We start from the raw sequence: 17,303 nt of genomic DNA, 5'->3' as shown, positions 1-17,303 counted from the left end.
TAAGTTCTTTTAACAAATTTTAACCAATTCTTCGACACATATTCGACACGCCTTCGACACGTATTCGACACGCTTAGGAAAATTTAAATGAAAATTACTAAATCAGTTGTAGATAAATTGCCCATCCCTTTAAGTACCCAAAATGGTAAATCCGCACAAAAGCGTTATTACGATGACAATATGAAAGGGTTTGGTGTGCGAGTGACTTCAGGCGGCACCAAAGCGTTTTTTGTTGAAAAAATTATTAAGAATAAACTGAGTCGGATTACGTTAGGACGTTATCCAGAATTAACTGTCGAAATGGCCCGTAAAGAAGCCCAAAAGCTGCTTGGTCAAATTGCAATGGGCTTTGACCCTGTAGCGCAGAAGAAAACCTCCAAAATGCGAGAAATCACCTTACAGGAAGTATTTAATGATTACCTCCAAGCACGAAAATCCTTAAAGCAAAGCACCCTTATCAACTACAAACAGATCCTAACCAAAGGCTTCTCAAGCTGGATGAATAAACCCCTGATTTCGATTACTAAAGACAAGATTGCTAAACACCATCAAAAATTAGGCGAAGCTCATGGTGAGGCTTATGCCAATTTATCCATGCGCGTTTTACGTGCCCTATTTAATTTTGCGAGTGGACAATATGAAGACGCTGAAGGTAAATCACTTATTCCCGAAAACCCGGTTAGACGTTTATCACAAACTCGCGCTTGGTATCGCATTGAACGCCGCCAAACCCTTATCAAGTCACACGAACTATCGCCATGGTATAATGCTCTTGAGCAATTACCAAATAAGACGCTCCGTGATTACCTACTATTAATTTTATTCACCGGCTTACGTCGCCAAGAAGCAGCAACATTGCAATGGAATCAAATTGATTTAAAGGCAAAGACATTAATCATCCACGACACTAAAAATCGCGACAACCACACCCTACCCCTTTCTGACTTTCTCCATAACTTACTGCAAGCGCGATACGACAGTCGCATAAACAATTACGTCTTTCCAGGCGCGGGAACCGCGGGCCACATTATTGAGCCGCGCAGACAAATGACTAAAGTCACTGAACTAACAGGCATTCAATTTACAGTGCATGATTTAAGAAGAACGTTTATTACCATTGCAGAAAGTTTAGATATTCCAGCTTATGCGCTTAAACGCTTGCTGAATCACAAAATGACGAGTGATGTTACTGCAGGTTATATTATTGCGGATGTGGAGCGGTTGAGAAAACCGATGCAATTGATTACGGATTATATTTTAAAGTGTATGGGAGTCGTTAAATCGGCTGACGTGATTGCAATCCAACAAATTGGCAGACAGTGTCTTCCAAATTAAGTTGATTTTATTATTGTGTACTGTTATGCGTGGAAAATAAAAAAGCTCGTAGATGGAAAAGACCTTTAACAAATAAAATGGAACGCACTGCGTACCAAATACATTTAAGCCCATCTTGTCTAATTTTAATAGGAAATAAGTATATTTTTTCGCCACAAACAAAGTTTGTATATTGCGCCCTTAGAAAATTCTTTCCTTCGGGATTTTGTAAGTCTATTAAATAGAAATAACCACAATTACCAAAATTGCTAGCTATTATAATTTTTAGGTATAATTATAAGACTACTTCCCCTAGGACTTTTCTCCTAGGGCGCAGAGCCTCTCCGGAGGCTCTTGTTTTTTCTATTGTTCTGCCGAAAAGAATTATAAAAATTTGCAATGATAATCTGATACCTACCTATTCTTTGAATGATTAAAAGAGATAAAGAATATAAAATAATAGTTTAAGGCATCATCTCTACTTGTATTTAATAGGTTCAAAAATGAAGAAATCTGTATTAATTTACACGGATAAAGATAATAGTATTCATACCGAAGTGCAGTTAGAGGGTGAGACGGTTTGGCTTAGCCAAGCTCAAATGGTCGAATTATTTAAGAAAACGAAACAAAATATAAGTTTACATATAAACAATATTTTTAAAGAGGGAGAACTGGATGCAAATTCAGTTGTCAAGGAATCCTTGACAACTGCCGCAGACGGAAAAACCTATAAAACACAACTTTACAACTTAGATGTTATTATTTCTGTTGGTTATCGCGTTAAATCAAAACAAGGAACTCAATTTCGTATTTGGGCAAATAATGTTTTAAAAGAATATTTAGTACGTGGTTATGCCCTTGATCGCAGTCGCCTGCAAAAGCAAGAGCAACAATTGTTAGAATTGAAAAATACCTTAAATCTTTTTCAACAAGCTCAATTAACTGCATTGAATGAAATAGAGGCTAATGGCCTTTTATCTATTTTAACGAATTACGCCCATACCTTCATTTTATTAAACCAATACGACACAGGTAACTTTCCCGCAGGAAAACTGAATACTAATATTACTTGCGAAATAAATTATGCCTCAGCTATTAAGGCCATAGAGGATTTAAAACAAAGATTAATTAACGCAAATGAGGCAACTCCTTTATTTGGTAGGCCTAAAGATGAAAGCTTCAAAGGGATTCTTGGAAATATTGTACAAAGCTTTGGAGGTGAGTATTTGTACCCTAGCATTGAAGAACAAGCAGCTCATTTGTTGTATTTCATTATCAAAAATCATCCTTTCGCTGATGGTAATAAACGTATTGGGGCCTTTATGTTTATCTGGTTTTTACAACTAAATAAACATCATTTAAAACGTAGCGGTGAAGTTAAGATTAATGATAATGCGTTAGTCGCTATAGCCCTTCTCGTAGCACAAAGTGATCCTGCTCAAAAAGATGTCATGATTCAACTCATTATTAATTTAATCCGAGATAATGAAACTAATAGTTAATTGCGAATATTAAAACAAAAATGGAACACAGCGTGTACCAAATTAACAACTCCTATTTATTAGTATCCTATGTCTAAAAACTGAGCTTGATCGACTAAATTTTGCAATGATTCCTTACTTTCCTGTAAGGCATCGTCTTTAAATTTCTTTAAATCACTAGCGAGAATTAGTCTGTGCTCTACTTTATTAAATGAAATCTTCCCTTCCTCTAAAAGCTTTTTAATGTAAGAAAGCGAAACATTTAAAATTTCTGCAGCTTCCTGGATTGTTAAATAGTAACTTTTAGAAGTTGGAAAATTATTTTCTTTCATTTTAATTGATCCAAGGTTACTAATTTAATTTTAGCTCAAGCAAGTTATTAACATAAAATTAGGATTATTTAAATCTTTAATACTCCTAAATACAAAATTGATAATTTATTTATAAGTTTAAATTTAATTTATAAAAGTTTTATCTCATGCATAGTGGAAAGAAGAAATGCTAAAGTTTTTTATTTAGATAACGATAGAGATGATTATTTTCTTATACTTATAAAATGTCCCAAGATATTTTAATAGCTTATGAAAAAGACATTAATAAAAAATATAGAGATAAAGATTTTTATGAAAAAATTCCTATTTTTAGCTCTTGGAAGAGCTATGTTCTTGAAGAAATTTATCCAGAATGCGTAATCCCTGTTAATCGAGTAGAGGATATTAATAATCTAATTAATTCTCTCAAAATAGAAAAAAATCTTATATTCAGAGGTCATGAAAATCCTACATGGAAATTATGCCCAACTCTGCACCGAAAATATATAGGAGGTTTTCCCAGAAAAATTGAACTAGATAAATACCTAGCTCAATTTCAAACAGCTTTAATAAATGAAGCAGGAAAAAGCAAAGATAATAAATTACATATAAATGCTGAATATGAATTAACTATTAAGGAAATCCATGAGTTAGAAGAACAATCACTATGGGAAATTGGACAACATTATGGACTAAATACAGAATATTTAGACTGGACACAAAACATTAATAATGCACTTTACTTTTGTTTTGAGCCTGAACAATGGGATAAAGCCTTTCCGTATCGAGCATTATATGTTCTAAACAAAAATTTGCCTGATAAAGCTTTAAATCAAATAAATATAATCTTTCCTGTAAATGCTAATAATCTAAGAATGAAAAACCAAGAAGGTATATTTACCAAAATAACTATAGAGCAAACGTTTGAAAAAATAATTTCAGATAACCTTAAAATTTTTACCAAGTATTTCAGAAAAATTTATATATCATGTAATAAACGAAAATCCTTCATAGATAAATTACACGCTCAAAATATAAACTATCAAAAATTATTTACGGGATTAGAAGGCAGTGTCCGTCACTGTAACTCTCTTATATCTACTAGAGCATTTGGAGGAGGGATATTATTTACAATAAGCCAAGAAGTTATACCATCTAAGAAAAATTTATTTGTTAAATTAAAAAATTTACTATTAAACTGCTTAATCAAATTCAAATAAACGTCCAGAACGCGTAGTGTATAAGTCATTATAAAAATTATACATTTTTAGAAGAATAATTATAAAATCGAAAATTTTTTATTTATAAGTTCTGCGTCACTGCAATTTTCTGCAGTGACGCAGAAATTTTTCCATTAACTACCCAATTGCTACCTGCCCTAGAAAGCCTTCTGTACTAACGCACCAAATAAGATAGGACAAAAATCCCTGTGAAACCCCTTGTTTCAAGATCTGCACTTTGCTACTTTTCTAAATGAAGTATGACTGATGAGCCGGTGGAAATCCGGCGAAACGTTTAGGCGTCTTATACTAAAACCATGCTTATTCCCTAATTTCATGGTTAGACGTTTAGTCGGGAAACCTTTAAGGAACTCTGTCGTTCGATAGAGCTAAATCATTGTTCAATATGAAATGGATGGCGGATAAAACTCTTTCGTTTTATCTAATCTACTCAACTACATTAATAGGAGAAAAACCACCAAAAAACTTAGTTATGGCCATATCGTTTGCCTCATAACGATTGCTTTGCCCCCTACTTCGAGCTTTACGGCTTTGCCGAGTTTCACTAGCGAGTGAGCTGCTCGACCAACACTAAACAGCACTCAGGGCAAACATTTATTTAAAATACTTTCGCAGGTGAACTATGCGTACACAATCATTGAGACAATTCGCTAATCAACAAATAAAATTTGACAGGCAAGGTAAGTACCTTTATCGCAAGCATCGTGCTTATGTTATTCATAAAATGATTGATGATTTATTTGCTATTCGGCAAGTACCACCTACCTGGCAAGCCCTAAACACGCAACATATTACCGAACTAGTTTCTTATTGGAAAAAGCGCAAGATTAATCCCGTGACAATCATGCGCTATATGACCATCATTCGCCGTTTCTTGGCTCTATGTGAGTGTCCTGTTGGCAATATTGATAACAAATCGCTTAACTTAATACGTCCTATTAAACGCAAAAAGCGTAAGTTACATGTTAAAGCAGATATTTGGAAATCAATCACTGATCCATACGCTCGAATCATTATGGCATTGCAAACTGAGTTTGGGTTAACCTTTCGAGAAGCCATTACAATAAAACCGCACATCCAGGTTCAAGATGATCATTTTTGGATTACCAGAGATATTGCGTTTAACTCGAGCGACCGTCATATCCCTTATCGAACAACAAATCAACGCTTACTTGTAAACTTTTTTAATCAGTTAACTGGTAGACGAGATAGCCTCATAAAAATAATACCCTATGAAGAAATCCGCTTAAGATGGCGCAGCGCTCTAGCCAAACATCGCCTATCGAGCGCTAAAAGCTGGCGCCATTTGTATGCGCAACAAATGTATGCAAGCTTGCTGGCGGAGCATGGTAACTATAAAACTTGCTTATTGATACAATATGAAATGGGAATAAAATCGCGTAATACGTTATGGTTATATCTTAAGGATGTAAAATCGGCTGGGACAACTGGGACACTTGGGACAGCGCATTAGTACTGGATTCACGCTGTCCCATATTGTCCCATCAGTTAAAATTTATGGGACAATCTTTTATTTAATAATTTACTCACCACCCCAGATTTTATCAGTGAATTTATAGACTCTGGGCGTTCCCACTCCTCTAATCCTTGGTTTATGGGTAGGCAGTCCATCGGCTGCAGGTCTTAACCAGCCTTCATTCATCAATACTCGAACAACTATTCTAGGCTCAAAGCCAAGGCACAACTCTTTTTTAAAGACTTCCGTTAAAACCATATAAACCCGATAGCCTTCATCGTCAGTTGAATAAAAGCCAGCACGATTTAAAACGCGTTCATTATTAGGCGTTCTTACATTATCAAAGCGGCTGGCGCCATGTGATTCAAAAAAGGCCCGTACTTGAGCGAGTATTGCTCTATCTTCCCGATTCCCTTCGCTGCCAAACGCGTCTAACCAAACGTTAAAGCATTTTTGCGCTGCAGAAAATGATTCGCCTTTTTCCCAACCTGTTAATCCATAATGACTAGCCAATTCACCGGCAATGGCCACTAAAGCAAAACGTCGTGCTACGCGTATAATCTGACCAGTCGCATTTGCTATAGCAAGCTTGTTTATAAATTCCTGTATTAAACCATTTATCTTACTGGCAATAGCCTGGCGATTAGCGACTACTTTTTTTAACCATTCCAGGCCAACTGCGCCGTAATACTTGCCGGAATATTCCTTTAAGGATAGCGCCATTGTAGCGGGGCTTAGTTGATTATGAATATTTTCAAAAATACCCATATGAAAACCAGCATCTGCTTCAATATCAGCTAACCGAATTTCCTGCCCAACGTTAGTTCGCTGTCCGATTCTCGCCATTAAAGACATGAGAGATTCTTCACCAGCTGAGAGAAAAAACAGTGACCAACGAGACGCGGGCTTTGCTATTCCCTGCCGAGTGGCTCTTGTTTTTCCTTGACCATTAGCCAGTAAATAAGCCGCCTCCCCTGCTTCTTTGGGATCCATTTGGCTTAATTCGTCCAAAATTAACAACCCATCATTATGAAGTGCAGCTAATCCTTCAAGGCCATTCGCAGTGCTGCGCTATAAACGGCAATAAGCCTGTGGATTGCCCCAAACTGAAGCGGCGACTTTTAAAGCAGTACTCTTACCACATGAAGAAGCACCTCGAAAATGAAACCCACCCGAATCTTCACCGGCAATGGTTGTTAATGTTGGTGCGAAGGCCGCTGAAATAGCAAAAACCAGGCGTGAGTTTCCAGCAGAGAGCGCACCAATAGTGTCTCGCCAATCCTCAACGCTACCTGATACAGACAAGGCAGATTCAATGGCATTGGTATTTTGAAAAACAATTCTTTCTGACGAATTACCTATTGCTTGCGATGCCGTGATAAAGGTTTCACCATGCCAACCCAATTTATCAACGCAACGTGCCCTCGCCTCCACCGGAAACACTTGTAGATAGGTAGCTAGCAAATCCCGAGCAATTTTATTTGGTGAGATAGATAAGCCAAGATTAGCTAACTCTCGTCTCACTTCAGAGGAATCCCCTTGCAGTAGTGATAACGGCATTGCCCATTGATGGATAATGCCATCGTCATCTTGCCACTCTAATAAACGCCCCCACTCACCACTTTTAGCATCACGAGTTTTAGCGATGACATAGAGCGGTGAACAAATCCAGCGTGGTGCCATTGGGTTACCATCTTTATCATTGCCAAGAAAAGAGATACCCTTTTCCGTTAACTTAAAGTGACCACCAGCGTACTCACAAATGACAGAGGAGCTACCCGCTTTATTTTTGATATTAATAATTTGATTTTGACTCATGACTCTTTCTCCAACAGCGTTCATGAAAGGCACAATTTCCGTAGACATCATCCCCTTCTTGAACAGAAATCTATTTTTATTGATTTTATCCGTTAACCAGCGCTAGGCTTCGCCCTTCATCGCTAGTTGAACAATAGACTCGTTGCTGCTCTAGAAATGCCAAAACATCACTTTTGCGATATAAAACCTTGCGGCCAATTTTAAGATAGGGAATGCCAGTGCCTGCCCAACGATTGCGTTCTAAAAGTTGAGTAGAGCAACTTAAAACAGCAGCTAAGGTTTGTTGATTAAATAAAGAAGAATGTGGTGCAGATTCAAATTCGTTTAAAAGTTGTAAACGAGAAAGTTTAGTATTAGACATGGATAACCTCGTCAAATGATGATCAATCAGCTTAATGCCGTCCACCAGCGTCCATGCTGTTTGAAAACCAGTTGACTCTTTATCTGCTTAAATGCGGTAAAAGAGACTGGGGATTCTTTGATATTATCCTAAAAGCTTAATTATTAACGTTAATTAAGGCTTTCTCAAAGTCCGTAGAGATTATTACTTTAGAGGATAATAAGAGTCAAGCACTTTAAAATTGGTGATCTTAAATGTGCTTATTTGATACTGTTTGATAGTGAAAATTTTTTCTTAAGGTGAATTGTCCCATTTGTCCCAGCCGATATTTTTTAAAATGGGACAGTGTTTACCTGTGTTTATATGAGTGTCCCGCTTGTCCCAAATGTCCCAGTGTTTTTTATGAATATTATGAAATTGCCTAAGTTCACTAAAGCTCATCAACTGTTAGAACCTACATTTAATAGCGTTTTCATTGTATGGCAGTATAGGCATCGATCAGACCAAAGAAATTATTTAATAATTGCAGGAAGAGCTTGAAACATTTCTATTAGTTATTACATAAATATTATAATTAGTTACAAAACTGAATGACATATCGTGCACAAAATGAAAATACATACGAAAATTCAAAAATGGGGTAATAGCTTAGCTTTACGTATCAGTGGTCCAATGCGTGAAATACCTCAATTTAAAGAAGGAACTGAAGTTGACGTAGAAATTACTGAAAAGGGCTTCACTGTCGTTAAAGCAAAAAAGAGAAATCACTTTCCATTTAAAGAAGTTGATCTGATTAAGGGATTATCTGCAGAAACAGGCCATGCAGATTTGCTTGCTTCGTTTAAATTAAATGAGAACGAATAATAGAAGGACATAGTCATCTTTAGTAAGATTGTTCGCTGTTCGCGAACAGCGAACAAATAGTGAAAGAATGCTTTTCGCCATGTATTGTCCTAGTTGTATTAATGAGTATTTTAAAAAATGGGACAGGTTTTAGCCTGTTTTTATGCGAATGCTCCGCTTGTCCCAAATGTCCCAGTTGATTTTAATAGGCTTAAAAGATACTGGTAGCCTTTTTATGTTTTTTACCCGATTATTTATTGTCTAATGAATTATCGTTCATTTTTGTTGAATATAATGTAATTATGAACAAACTAACTTGCTTAAGCAGGCAATCAAAGTTTTGAGAAATGATAGGTAATTATGTTGGACCGAGAACCAACCTATGCACCCTAATTTGTGCTGGTAGGATTCTTCAGAATTCGGGCTGATGCGACATATTAATTTATTTTAAGATAGTATCTACGCTTGCTATAATTTCGCCTTTTATTGACAATGATATATATTAATTTTCGCAAATAAATAAACAATATCGAGGCTCATGCCAGAACGATCCATATAACATTTGGATCTCGTCAGTTGGATAAATCTCTACTAGCTTTTTTAGAATAAGTTTATTTTTACTAAGGGTATTTATATAAAAGGACAAAGGCCTATGATGGTAAGGGACATTTGTTATTAAATTTTCCTTATCTTTACTAATAGAAAATGAGATCTCTTGGCTAATCTCATTCATATAGTTGTATGTATTATCATCTAATATTTTTTTATAACTATTATAAAAGCAGGGATGAGGTATTGAGAATATAAAAGTAGAATTCGGATATAAATGCATTGAAATATTCTTAAAGAATTCATCAATATTATCTATCACATGGGCTACCATATGTGAAAAAATTACTTCAAATTTTTTACTAGAATCCAGATCCTCTATTTGAGATCTTAACAAGGAGACACCACTATCTAGCAGAACCTGATTTGCTACTTTATACATCCCATCAGAGGGTTCTAACGCTACAATTTCAAAATCAAATTTAGATAGTTCTTTTGATATATGTCCCGTTCCAGCTCCTATCTCTAATACTTTATGAGGCTTCGCCTCTTTAATTAACTTCACAAATATTGGCATGAAAATGCAGCTAAAAGTGATATCAAGCCCAGACTCAATCTGTCTTTTTCTTAAGTTTGCTGCGTTATTCCATCTTCTAGGCATTTCTGTTTCTCCTTGGCAAATTTAATAATATCCTTAGCCATGCCAATCATTTGTGGCCCATTAGTATTGTCAAAGACAGTAATCTCATGTTCTGGATGAATACCCTTTGCAATAGCTAGTTTTTCACATCCACTTCTATTTGTATTTATTAAAGTAAAACGTGATGTTGAGAAATATTTATTAGTAAGGAAATCTACTTTTGGTAGTTTATTTCTAATCTCATCCTGTAACTTTTGATTAGTTATAATTTCTATTTTAATTCCCTCATGAGTTTTATCATTGATTAATTTAATTAAATCCTCATTTTCTGTTAGCCAGGAAGCTCGATTACTTAAAATGGTTGCGCTAGTTCCTGAAGAAATAAATTGTTTCATAAAAGCAATTGTCTCTTCTTTATTCTTATTGGTATGGGTTTCAGGAATGTATTTTAATCCTTTTTTGAAAAAGGTGATTACAACTGCAGATATTTCGAGGATAGAAGCTCCCAACAAAACATTAAGATAAGGCAAATCCTGTAAATCTCTATTTAACCATAAATATGTAACTCCACATAAAGCTAAAATAGCAGTAGCAAAGGTTATTATTAGAAAAGTAATCAATACATATTTTATTAAATTTTGCATCCTGCGAAACCTTAACTTAATAGTAATATTGAAGTTATAATATTAGGATAAAAGTCTAATTTATTTGAATATTTCTACGTCTTAATCGTAACATTTCACTTAATTGTTTAGGTCTTCCTTCTAAATAACTGTCAAGCACTTCTAAAAGATCTGTATCCATTAAAGGTAATATTAAACCACGATCATCCTTATAGGTATCAGAACAACGTTTGCAAAACAAAGATAAATTATCTATTTCTCTACATACTAAGATACCAACTTTACCTCTATTGGGAGAAAATCTACCTGAAAGTTGATCTAGCTCAGGATTTTTAGGATCCCCTTTATAATTCTTACACTCTATAAAAAGAAACTGACAAGATAGGCTTTTACTCAGCTCAAAAAATAATCCATTTCGGGCCGCATTATCAAAAGTGATATCTATTCTCTTCCTACCATTATGTATTTCATGTTCTTTTTGTGGGCAAATAAGTTCTGGATAGAACAATAACTCTAATATTCCAATTATACAGTCATGGAACTGCGTAGCACCCTTATGCCCCAGAGGAATAGCAATTAGTTTATCTTTAAGAAATGCAGCAATTTCGGTTATCTCTACTTTAGAAAAATCTTTATTTTCGAGTGAAACACTCGGCTTTTTCATTGCATTTTTAAAATCTTGAAAAATCTGCGGGTGTTTTTCTACAAAGGCATTTAAATCATATTTCGTTCCAGGTAATTCGTTTTCAATTAAGCTCTTTTTAGTAACATAGCGTTCAATACTTCCATCCTTTCTTTTTCTCATTTGAACTAATGCTGTATTAAGGCGAAGATGTTCTTGTTGTAAAAAATGTAGTGCAAAGTATCTATGAAATCTCTGATGAGTGTATTCTTTAATGTAACTTACAACACCTTTAGGAACTAACAAGTAGCGTTTACTATCGATTACAAGCATTTCTGTATAAATATTATTCCAACTATTAGCTGATTTATTCCAAAACGGCCCACTTTGAATAGACGAGGTTAAAGGAATGTTCCATAATTGGCATTGTTCTTGTGTATAATTTATTAAGTGCATTCTAATAATATTTGTTGTCATATCAGAAAGCTTATCTTTATTAAAATTATCTACAAAAATTATAAAATCTTCTAAATCGCCTACTAAACCTGACTTCATAGCTTTGCTCTGAAGAATATTTTCAAAAATTTTATTTGTATCTTTAGGACCTACCCCATGACCTTGTGGTTTTCTTTTAGACAAACCTAAGCACGTCTCATTCGGTTCATAGAGATTTTGAAACAACTGTTTCGCATGGTCCAGTTGATGAGAGATAAGTAAATTTAACAAGTGCTGAAAAAAGCTTCTTATAGTCCTTGTAGCCTCTTGAGACCATCGATCATTTTTATTAGCCAGAAAATGAGGATCTAAGAACAAGCTAATATCGGTCTCAAGCTCAATATCTATAAAATCTAGCTCAGCTTGAGATTTATTAAGGTTAAACACTTGACTTATTCGCAATTTATTTTCCTTAAAAAATTGCACAATCACCTATTTCTCAAACAAGGCCCTAAGTTTTAATTTTTACAGTCCTTTAGTTAAAAGATAGCACTAAAGCTTAGAAATTCTAAAATATAAGTGAGCGAATTTCTGAGCCAAACTTCGACACATATTCGACACGCAAAACGAAAATGAAAATTGAAATACGTAAGTTATTGATTTTACTATGCCGTTGAGCGGAATCGAACCGCTGGCCTATTGATTACGAGACTATTTTCTATCAATATCAAATATTATCAAAAAATATCAAATAACCGGACAATTCCTTATTTAATAAGGATTTTATCCATTCTATAGATTTCATTTTAGTTCATCTGATATCATAAATAAACATAATTGCCGGTACCAAAATTGGTACCAAAAGTATTAGGGATGATTATGAAATTTATCGATAGCTTTATTAAAAATCTCAAGCCTGAGAGTAACTGGTATGAAAAAATAGAATCGAGCGGCCTTGGAATCCGAGTTATGCCAGGCGGTAGTAAGTCTTGGATTTATCGCTTTACTTTAAATGGTAAGCGCCAAAAAATGACTTTAGGTAAGTACCCTGCTCTTAGCCTTAAACAAGCTAGAGAACTTCTGTTTACTGTGCAAGGATTAAAAGAACAAGGAATTAATCCTATTGAACATAGTAGGCTAGAAAAGTTAAAAGATGCTTATAATGTAGAGAAATTAATTAATGATTGGTATAACCACTACGTAGTCAAAAACCGCAAAAAACCTCTACAAATAAAACAACAAATTGAAGCTGACATTATTCCTTTATTCGGACATTTTAGTTTAAATAAATTGCAGCCCTTGGATATATCTAATGCATTAGACATTATTGTTAAACGCGGTGCTCCCATTCAAGCAAACCGAGTTTTAAGTACATTAAAGCAAGTCTTCAATTACGCAGTAAGTAGAGGAAGCATGCAAACAAACCCGGCTTCTAATATTCGTGCTCGCGATATTGGCGGGTTAGAAAAGCATCGTGAACGTTATTTAAACCTAGATGAAATTAAAAAAATTTGGCATTTTTTAGATAGCTCACAATGCCAGATGTCAATTCAAACTAGAAGCGCCATAAAAATAATTATTCTTACAGGAGTCAGAACAGCTGAAATACGCTTAGCTCAGTGGAGCCAAATTGATTTCGCCAATTCCCTTTGGATAGTGCCCCCTGAGCATAATAAAGGTGGAATCACAGTTAAAATTCATTTAACTGACCTAACAAAATCTATTTTTAATGAGCTTAGAGAAATTAGTGATTCTCCTTTTGTACTTTCAGGCTTAATTGAAGGTAAGCCGCTCGATGAAAATGCGCTACCTAGAGCAATTAGGCGGATTCAGGCAAAAATAGGTATTCCAGAATGGACTGCTCATGATTTAAGGCGAACGTTTGCAACTCAGCTCGGTGAAACCTTGCTGGTAGATCCTGTCGTGATTGAAAAATGTCTTGGCCACAAAATGCCTAAGATTATGGCAACTTATAATAAAAATGAAATGTTACCACAAAGAAGAGAAGCACTTGAAAAATGGGCAACATGCATCAAAACATATCTTACATGTCAGACCCCTTTGCCAAAAGAAGAGGAATTATGTATCATTTAATTAACATAACCGCCACGCCTAATGAGTCTCCACTCTTGCGTAACCTTGGCGGTTTTTATTTATAAATTATGACGAATATTAAAGTCATGCCTTCAATTTTCAAGAGTTAAATATAAAACATAATTCATATAAGCTCTCTAAATTATTACCTTCTACTTTAACAATTTTAAGAGAGCCCATATTATATTTATCTTTATTAGAGTATTAAGCTTTTATTTAATTCTTGAAAAGATATTCTGGCGACATCAGCATACAAATCTTCGTTACCAGGCCTAACATTCATGTATTTTTTCTTTGATAATTTCATATAAGATTTAATTTTCTCTATAGACTCACCATCTTTAAGATTTTTAAACCATATATTGGTCATCCCGAAAAACATACCATCTAAATCCGATCTTTGATGCTTTTTCAACATCTTAATTATTGAGGTAATATAGATTTTTTCTAACTCTTTTGACTTATAGGCAAGCTCATGCCTTAAACCAAGCTCTAAGCGCGGTTCAATCCCAATCATTTGTTTTTCAACATCTACCCTATGATTCATAATTTCTTCAGGTGAATGAAAATCGATATAGCCCCGAATAACCTTGTCAGCATCATTACGAGCTAATTTTTGATTTAATAATCCGGAGTAAAACTGTTTAAGTAATTCATCATCAAGTGTATTATCAGTTTGCTCACGATTATTTTGATAATAAATCATTATACCTTGAATTAATTTTGAGCGGATTTCTGGATTAGAATCTCGTTTATACATTTCTAGGAACCTTGAAATAACATCTTGCTCATTTGATATAGATAATCTATCAATAAATATACCTCTCTTTGTACTATTTACATTCTTATTAGCTGCAAATTCCCACTCTACTGCAATATGAGTAGGCGTTTCTTCACTTAATGGAATATCAGCTAGCTCAACAAATTTTTCGTAAGATAGGTTATTTAATTCATCAGCAGAGAGCTCAAAAAATTGTTTATCTTTATCGTGAATAAGAGGGGTCTTATCTTCAACATTATTTATCTTAGTAATCGTATCTCCATTTGCATACGGAAACGTATTATAGACATTAAGTGGCAACATAATCCGATTATTCATTATTTGTGGAAACCCTGCACTATAGAAATCCCAGGCTATAAAAGTGTCACATCGCCACATACCACATTTCGTTGGCTGCCTAGTATAAGGATTTCCCTGACCAATAACATAGGCAGTGGAAGATGAATAAGTTGGGCACCACCAACTTTGATGATAAGCTTCCACAAGCGCATTGTAAGTTCCTGTAGAATAATCGCCTAGTCCTGATCTACTTCCCCAATATCTAGAGCGAGCTCTAAAATTAGTAAGGTTATTCAATTGTACTACTGGGCTTTCATTTAGAACTTCGATTATTATTTGCGTAGGTAATCCAACATCATCTCCTGTTCCGAGACCAACATGTCCTATCCAGCCAGCGCCAGGAATTAACAAATCTCTGCCTACAATGTCACCTGAAGCTAATGGTTTCCTTGCATCCGCCTGACTTGCAATAGCAGCTATCATTAGTATAAGAATTTTCTTATTCAATTTTCCCTTCCTTTTTATTGTTGTAAAACTTATGAACGATGTTTTCGGGTTAATTGAGCACCTAAACAAATTAGCAGATGAAAACCCAATAGAAGAATGATAAAAGAGATAAATAGGTGAGTTTGGCTAAAAGAAGCAAAGTTAAAATAGAGAGGTAACAAGCTAATAACGAAATAACCTAAAAATAATGCAATGCCAAATTTATTTGTATAAGAATCATGTTCTTTACGCAGTAACGTTGCAAACGCAGCGTATATTAAACCAATTAAGATGCCATACATTGCGCCAATCACAATAACCAAAGGCCACCAACCTCTGGCATCTACGTTATTACTCTGAAATATTAAAGACGCAACAAATGCTAATAAGCAGCTATACGCAATAATAAACATATCTCGGTTAAATGTTGATCGATTTAAGTCATTATTGATGGGAATTACTCTTTCTGACCACAACACTGTTAAGATGATCACTGGAAGACTTGTTAATCCCACTATCCAGCTATTTTGGGCGCCAATTTGCATGGCTAAAAAGGCTAAAATATAGGTAGTAATTAAAATAATTGAATAATGATTTAGACGATACATACATATTTCCTTTAAATTACATAATAGCTAATAGATAAGCCATTACTTCCTAGTAAATCCTAAACTACTCTTCTTTTTTATAAAATCTTAAAACCATTTTATTAACCTAAACGTCACATGACGCTTAGGTTAAAGATTATTGGACATTTTTATTAATCCAACTGTTTATTGTTTCCGTATGCCACGCTAAAGTCCTACCGTTTAATTTAACCGGTCTAGGAAATTTTCCTTCCATCCACCAGCGCCTTAGCGTAAGCCTATTACGGCCAATCATTTTTTCTACATCAGTAATAAATAAAATTTTTTGTGATAATTCTTGAAATTTTAAATACTGCATAACAACATCTCTTCAAATATTTTTAATTTAATTTATTGCCCTAGAAGTATTGATAAATTGCCATTCCTTCCTGTGAGGAGAAAAGGATTTTTGTTTCCCATATCTTTTTTCTATTTCAAAAAGAGTCAGAAACAATCTAATCAGATGAATTTCTGAAGCAAAATCACGCAGAAAAGAATTATCCCTATAGAGAGTGTGAATAATTTCTATTGAACAATTAGAAAGGCTAGCTATTTTTTTTAAATTGTAATCGGTGTTATCAAGTAAATATTGAATTATATCTTGATATATACTTAGTTTTAAGTCTTGGTACATCTATGTTACTCCTGTTACATCTTAATTTTTATTAGTAGCAATTTACAACTTTGTTCTTCACCAAGTGTAATCATTTGCGAAACTAATATTAATACAATATTAAAATTATTATCAAGTATTTTTTTATGGAAAGTAAAATTAATATATTATTCGAAATTGAATGATATTAATTTATATGTTAATTTCTGTTTAAAAAATTTAGGAATTTATTAATTATGGGGCTAGAGAAGTATAAAGAATTCTCAAATAGGTTAATCGAAGCTATGAAAGCGAAAGGTTTTACAGCTAGTAGATCCCCTAGCGGCATATGTATTCAGACCCTCTCGCAATTTTCTGGCGCTTCTGAACAGATCTGTAGACGATATATCCGTGGCGATGCCTTACCTGATTATGAAAAAATTAAAGAGATTGCTAAACATTTAAACGTTTCTGCAGGATGGCTGCTCTTTGGAGAAAATAGCACTGAATTACAAGCTCAGCCTATAGATGAAGAATTACTTTATTACATTTTGAAAAAAAGCCATCAACTATATCGAGAAGATACAGATAATGCTGACGACTATGCTGATTTCGTATTAGAATTAATTAAAGAAGTGCGTTCAATTGATACTTCTAAAAGTAATTTATTAAAAATAATTGACTTGGCTATTAGTTCTATTTCTTCCTACAAAGAGAAACATAAAAAATACACCCATGTCATTTAAGAAGT

At 34.4% G+C, this 17,303-nt stretch carries 16 protein-coding genes and 1 pseudogene; 7 read left to right on the top strand and 10 right to left on the bottom strand.

Annotated elements, in window-relative coordinates; translation table 11 throughout:
* Nucleotides 1-87: 87 nt before the first annotated feature.
* Both DYE47_RS05035 and DYE47_RS05030 read left to right on the top strand, forming a co-directional pair.
* Nucleotides 88-1,335: a tyrosine-type recombinase/integrase gene (locus DYE47_RS05035; RefSeq protein WP_115302216.1), complete on the top strand. Its 1,248-nt coding sequence runs from the start codon at nucleotides 88-90 to the stop codon at nucleotides 1,333-1,335.
* Between the two features lie 482 nt (nucleotides 1,336-1,817).
* Nucleotides 1,818-2,816, top strand: a complete 999-nt coding sequence (locus DYE47_RS05030; protein WP_115302215.1) for a virulence RhuM family protein/type II toxin-antitoxin system death-on-curing family toxin — start codon at nucleotides 1,818-1,820, stop codon at nucleotides 2,814-2,816.
* A gap of 59 nt (nucleotides 2,817-2,875) precedes the next feature.
* Here the strand turns inward: DYE47_RS05030 and DYE47_RS05025 are convergent, their stop codons facing one another.
* Entirely contained in the window at nucleotides 2,876-3,127 is a 252-nt protein-coding gene (locus DYE47_RS05025; RefSeq protein WP_115302214.1) for an excisionase family DNA-binding protein, read from the bottom strand.
* A gap of 224 nt (nucleotides 3,128-3,351) precedes the next feature.
* Between DYE47_RS05025 and DYE47_RS05020 the strand changes: the two genes are divergently transcribed.
* Nucleotides 3,352-4,326, top strand: coding sequence for an FRG domain-containing protein (locus tag DYE47_RS05020; RefSeq protein ID WP_115302213.1), 975 nt, complete (start codon nucleotides 3,352-3,354; stop codon nucleotides 4,324-4,326).
* A 643-nt stretch (nucleotides 4,327-4,969) separates the two neighbouring features.
* Nucleotides 4,970-5,821, top strand: coding sequence for an integrase (locus DYE47_RS05015; protein ID WP_115302212.1), 852 nt, complete (start codon nucleotides 4,970-4,972; stop codon nucleotides 5,819-5,821).
* Between the two features lie 69 nt (nucleotides 5,822-5,890).
* On the opposite strand, the pseudogene DYE47_RS05010 reads toward DYE47_RS05015, so the two are convergent.
* Together DYE47_RS05010 and DYE47_RS05005 are read right to left on the bottom strand one after the other, a co-directional pair.
* Nucleotides 5,891-7,642, bottom strand: a pseudogene (locus DYE47_RS05010) (DUF927 domain-containing protein).
* An 85-nt stretch (nucleotides 7,643-7,727) separates the two neighbouring features.
* Nucleotides 7,728-8,003, bottom strand: coding sequence for a helix-turn-helix domain-containing protein (locus DYE47_RS05005; RefSeq protein ID WP_115302211.1), 276 nt, complete (start codon nucleotides 8,001-8,003; stop codon nucleotides 7,728-7,730).
* Between the two features lie 588 nt (nucleotides 8,004-8,591).
* On the opposite strand from DYE47_RS05005, the gene DYE47_RS05000 reads away from it, so the two are divergent.
* Nucleotides 8,592-8,846: an AbrB/MazE/SpoVT family DNA-binding domain-containing protein gene (locus DYE47_RS05000; protein WP_115302210.1), complete on the top strand. Its 255-nt coding sequence runs from the start codon at nucleotides 8,592-8,594 to the stop codon at nucleotides 8,844-8,846.
* Nucleotides 8,847-9,327: 481 nt separating this feature from the next.
* Here the strand turns inward: DYE47_RS05000 and DYE47_RS04995 are convergent, their stop codons facing one another.
* Genes DYE47_RS04995 through DYE47_RS04985 form a run of 3 tightly spaced genes read right to left on the bottom strand, consistent with a single transcriptional unit; the run spans nucleotide 9,328 to nucleotide 12,156 of the window.
* Nucleotides 9,328-10,035, bottom strand: coding sequence for a class I SAM-dependent methyltransferase (locus DYE47_RS04995; protein WP_115302209.1), 708 nt, complete (start codon nucleotides 10,033-10,035; stop codon nucleotides 9,328-9,330).
* Nucleotides 10,002-10,658: a hypothetical protein gene (locus DYE47_RS04990; RefSeq protein WP_115302208.1), complete on the bottom strand. Its 657-nt coding sequence runs from the start codon at nucleotides 10,656-10,658 to the stop codon at nucleotides 10,002-10,004. Before DYE47_RS04990 ends, DYE47_RS04995 begins: the two co-directional genes overlap by 34 nt.
* Nucleotides 10,659-10,713: 55 nt before the next feature.
* Nucleotides 10,714-12,156, bottom strand: coding sequence for a hypothetical protein (locus DYE47_RS04985; protein WP_218019042.1), 1,443 nt, complete (start codon nucleotides 12,154-12,156; stop codon nucleotides 10,714-10,716).
* A gap of 417 nt (nucleotides 12,157-12,573) precedes the next feature.
* Here DYE47_RS04985 and DYE47_RS04980 point away from each other — a divergent pair, with 417 nt between their 5' ends.
* Nucleotides 12,574-13,788 (top strand): tyrosine-type recombinase/integrase, encoded by a 1,215-nt coding sequence (locus tag DYE47_RS04980; protein WP_115302206.1) that lies wholly within the window; start codon nucleotides 12,574-12,576, stop codon nucleotides 13,786-13,788.
* Nucleotides 13,789-13,984: 196 nt separating this feature from the next.
* Here DYE47_RS04980 and DYE47_RS04975 read toward each other — a convergent pair whose 3' ends face one another.
* The 4 genes from DYE47_RS04975 to DYE47_RS04960 all read right to left on the bottom strand — a co-directional run bounded on the left by DYE47_RS04975 (nucleotide 13,985) and on the right by DYE47_RS04960 (nucleotide 16,594).
* Nucleotides 13,985-15,355 carry a hypothetical protein gene (locus DYE47_RS04975; RefSeq protein ID WP_131750062.1) on the bottom strand — a complete coding sequence of 457 codons (1,371 nt, stop codon included), beginning with the start codon at nucleotides 15,353-15,355 and terminating at the stop codon, nucleotides 13,985-13,987.
* Nucleotides 15,356-15,384: 29 nt separating this feature from the next.
* A complete protein-coding gene (locus DYE47_RS16225) occupies nucleotides 15,385-15,942 on the bottom strand; it encodes a hypothetical protein (RefSeq protein WP_176579711.1) in 558 nt (185 codons plus the stop codon).
* Nucleotides 15,943-16,078: 136 nt separating this feature from the next.
* Complete coding sequence (locus tag DYE47_RS04965) at nucleotides 16,079-16,279, bottom strand: helix-turn-helix transcriptional regulator (RefSeq protein WP_115302204.1); 201 nt, start codon at nucleotides 16,277-16,279, stop codon at nucleotides 16,079-16,081.
* 27 nt (nucleotides 16,280-16,306) lie between these two features.
* Entirely contained in the window at nucleotides 16,307-16,594 is a 288-nt protein-coding gene (locus DYE47_RS04960; RefSeq protein WP_115302203.1) for a hypothetical protein, read from the bottom strand.
* A gap of 215 nt (nucleotides 16,595-16,809) precedes the next feature.
* Between DYE47_RS04960 and DYE47_RS04955 the strand changes: the two genes are divergently transcribed.
* The gene (locus DYE47_RS04955) at nucleotides 16,810-17,298 is read left to right on the top strand and encodes a helix-turn-helix domain-containing protein (RefSeq protein ID WP_115302202.1); all 489 of its coding nucleotides are present in this window, start codon (nucleotides 16,810-16,812) and stop codon (nucleotides 17,296-17,298) included.
* Nucleotides 17,299-17,303 lie beyond the last annotated feature (5 nt).

The organism is Legionella beliardensis, assembly GCF_900452395.1.
Lineage (GTDB): Bacteria > Pseudomonadota > Gammaproteobacteria > Legionellales > Legionellaceae > Legionella_C > Legionella_C beliardensis.
This window is presented reverse-complemented; position numbering and strand designations above follow the sequence as displayed.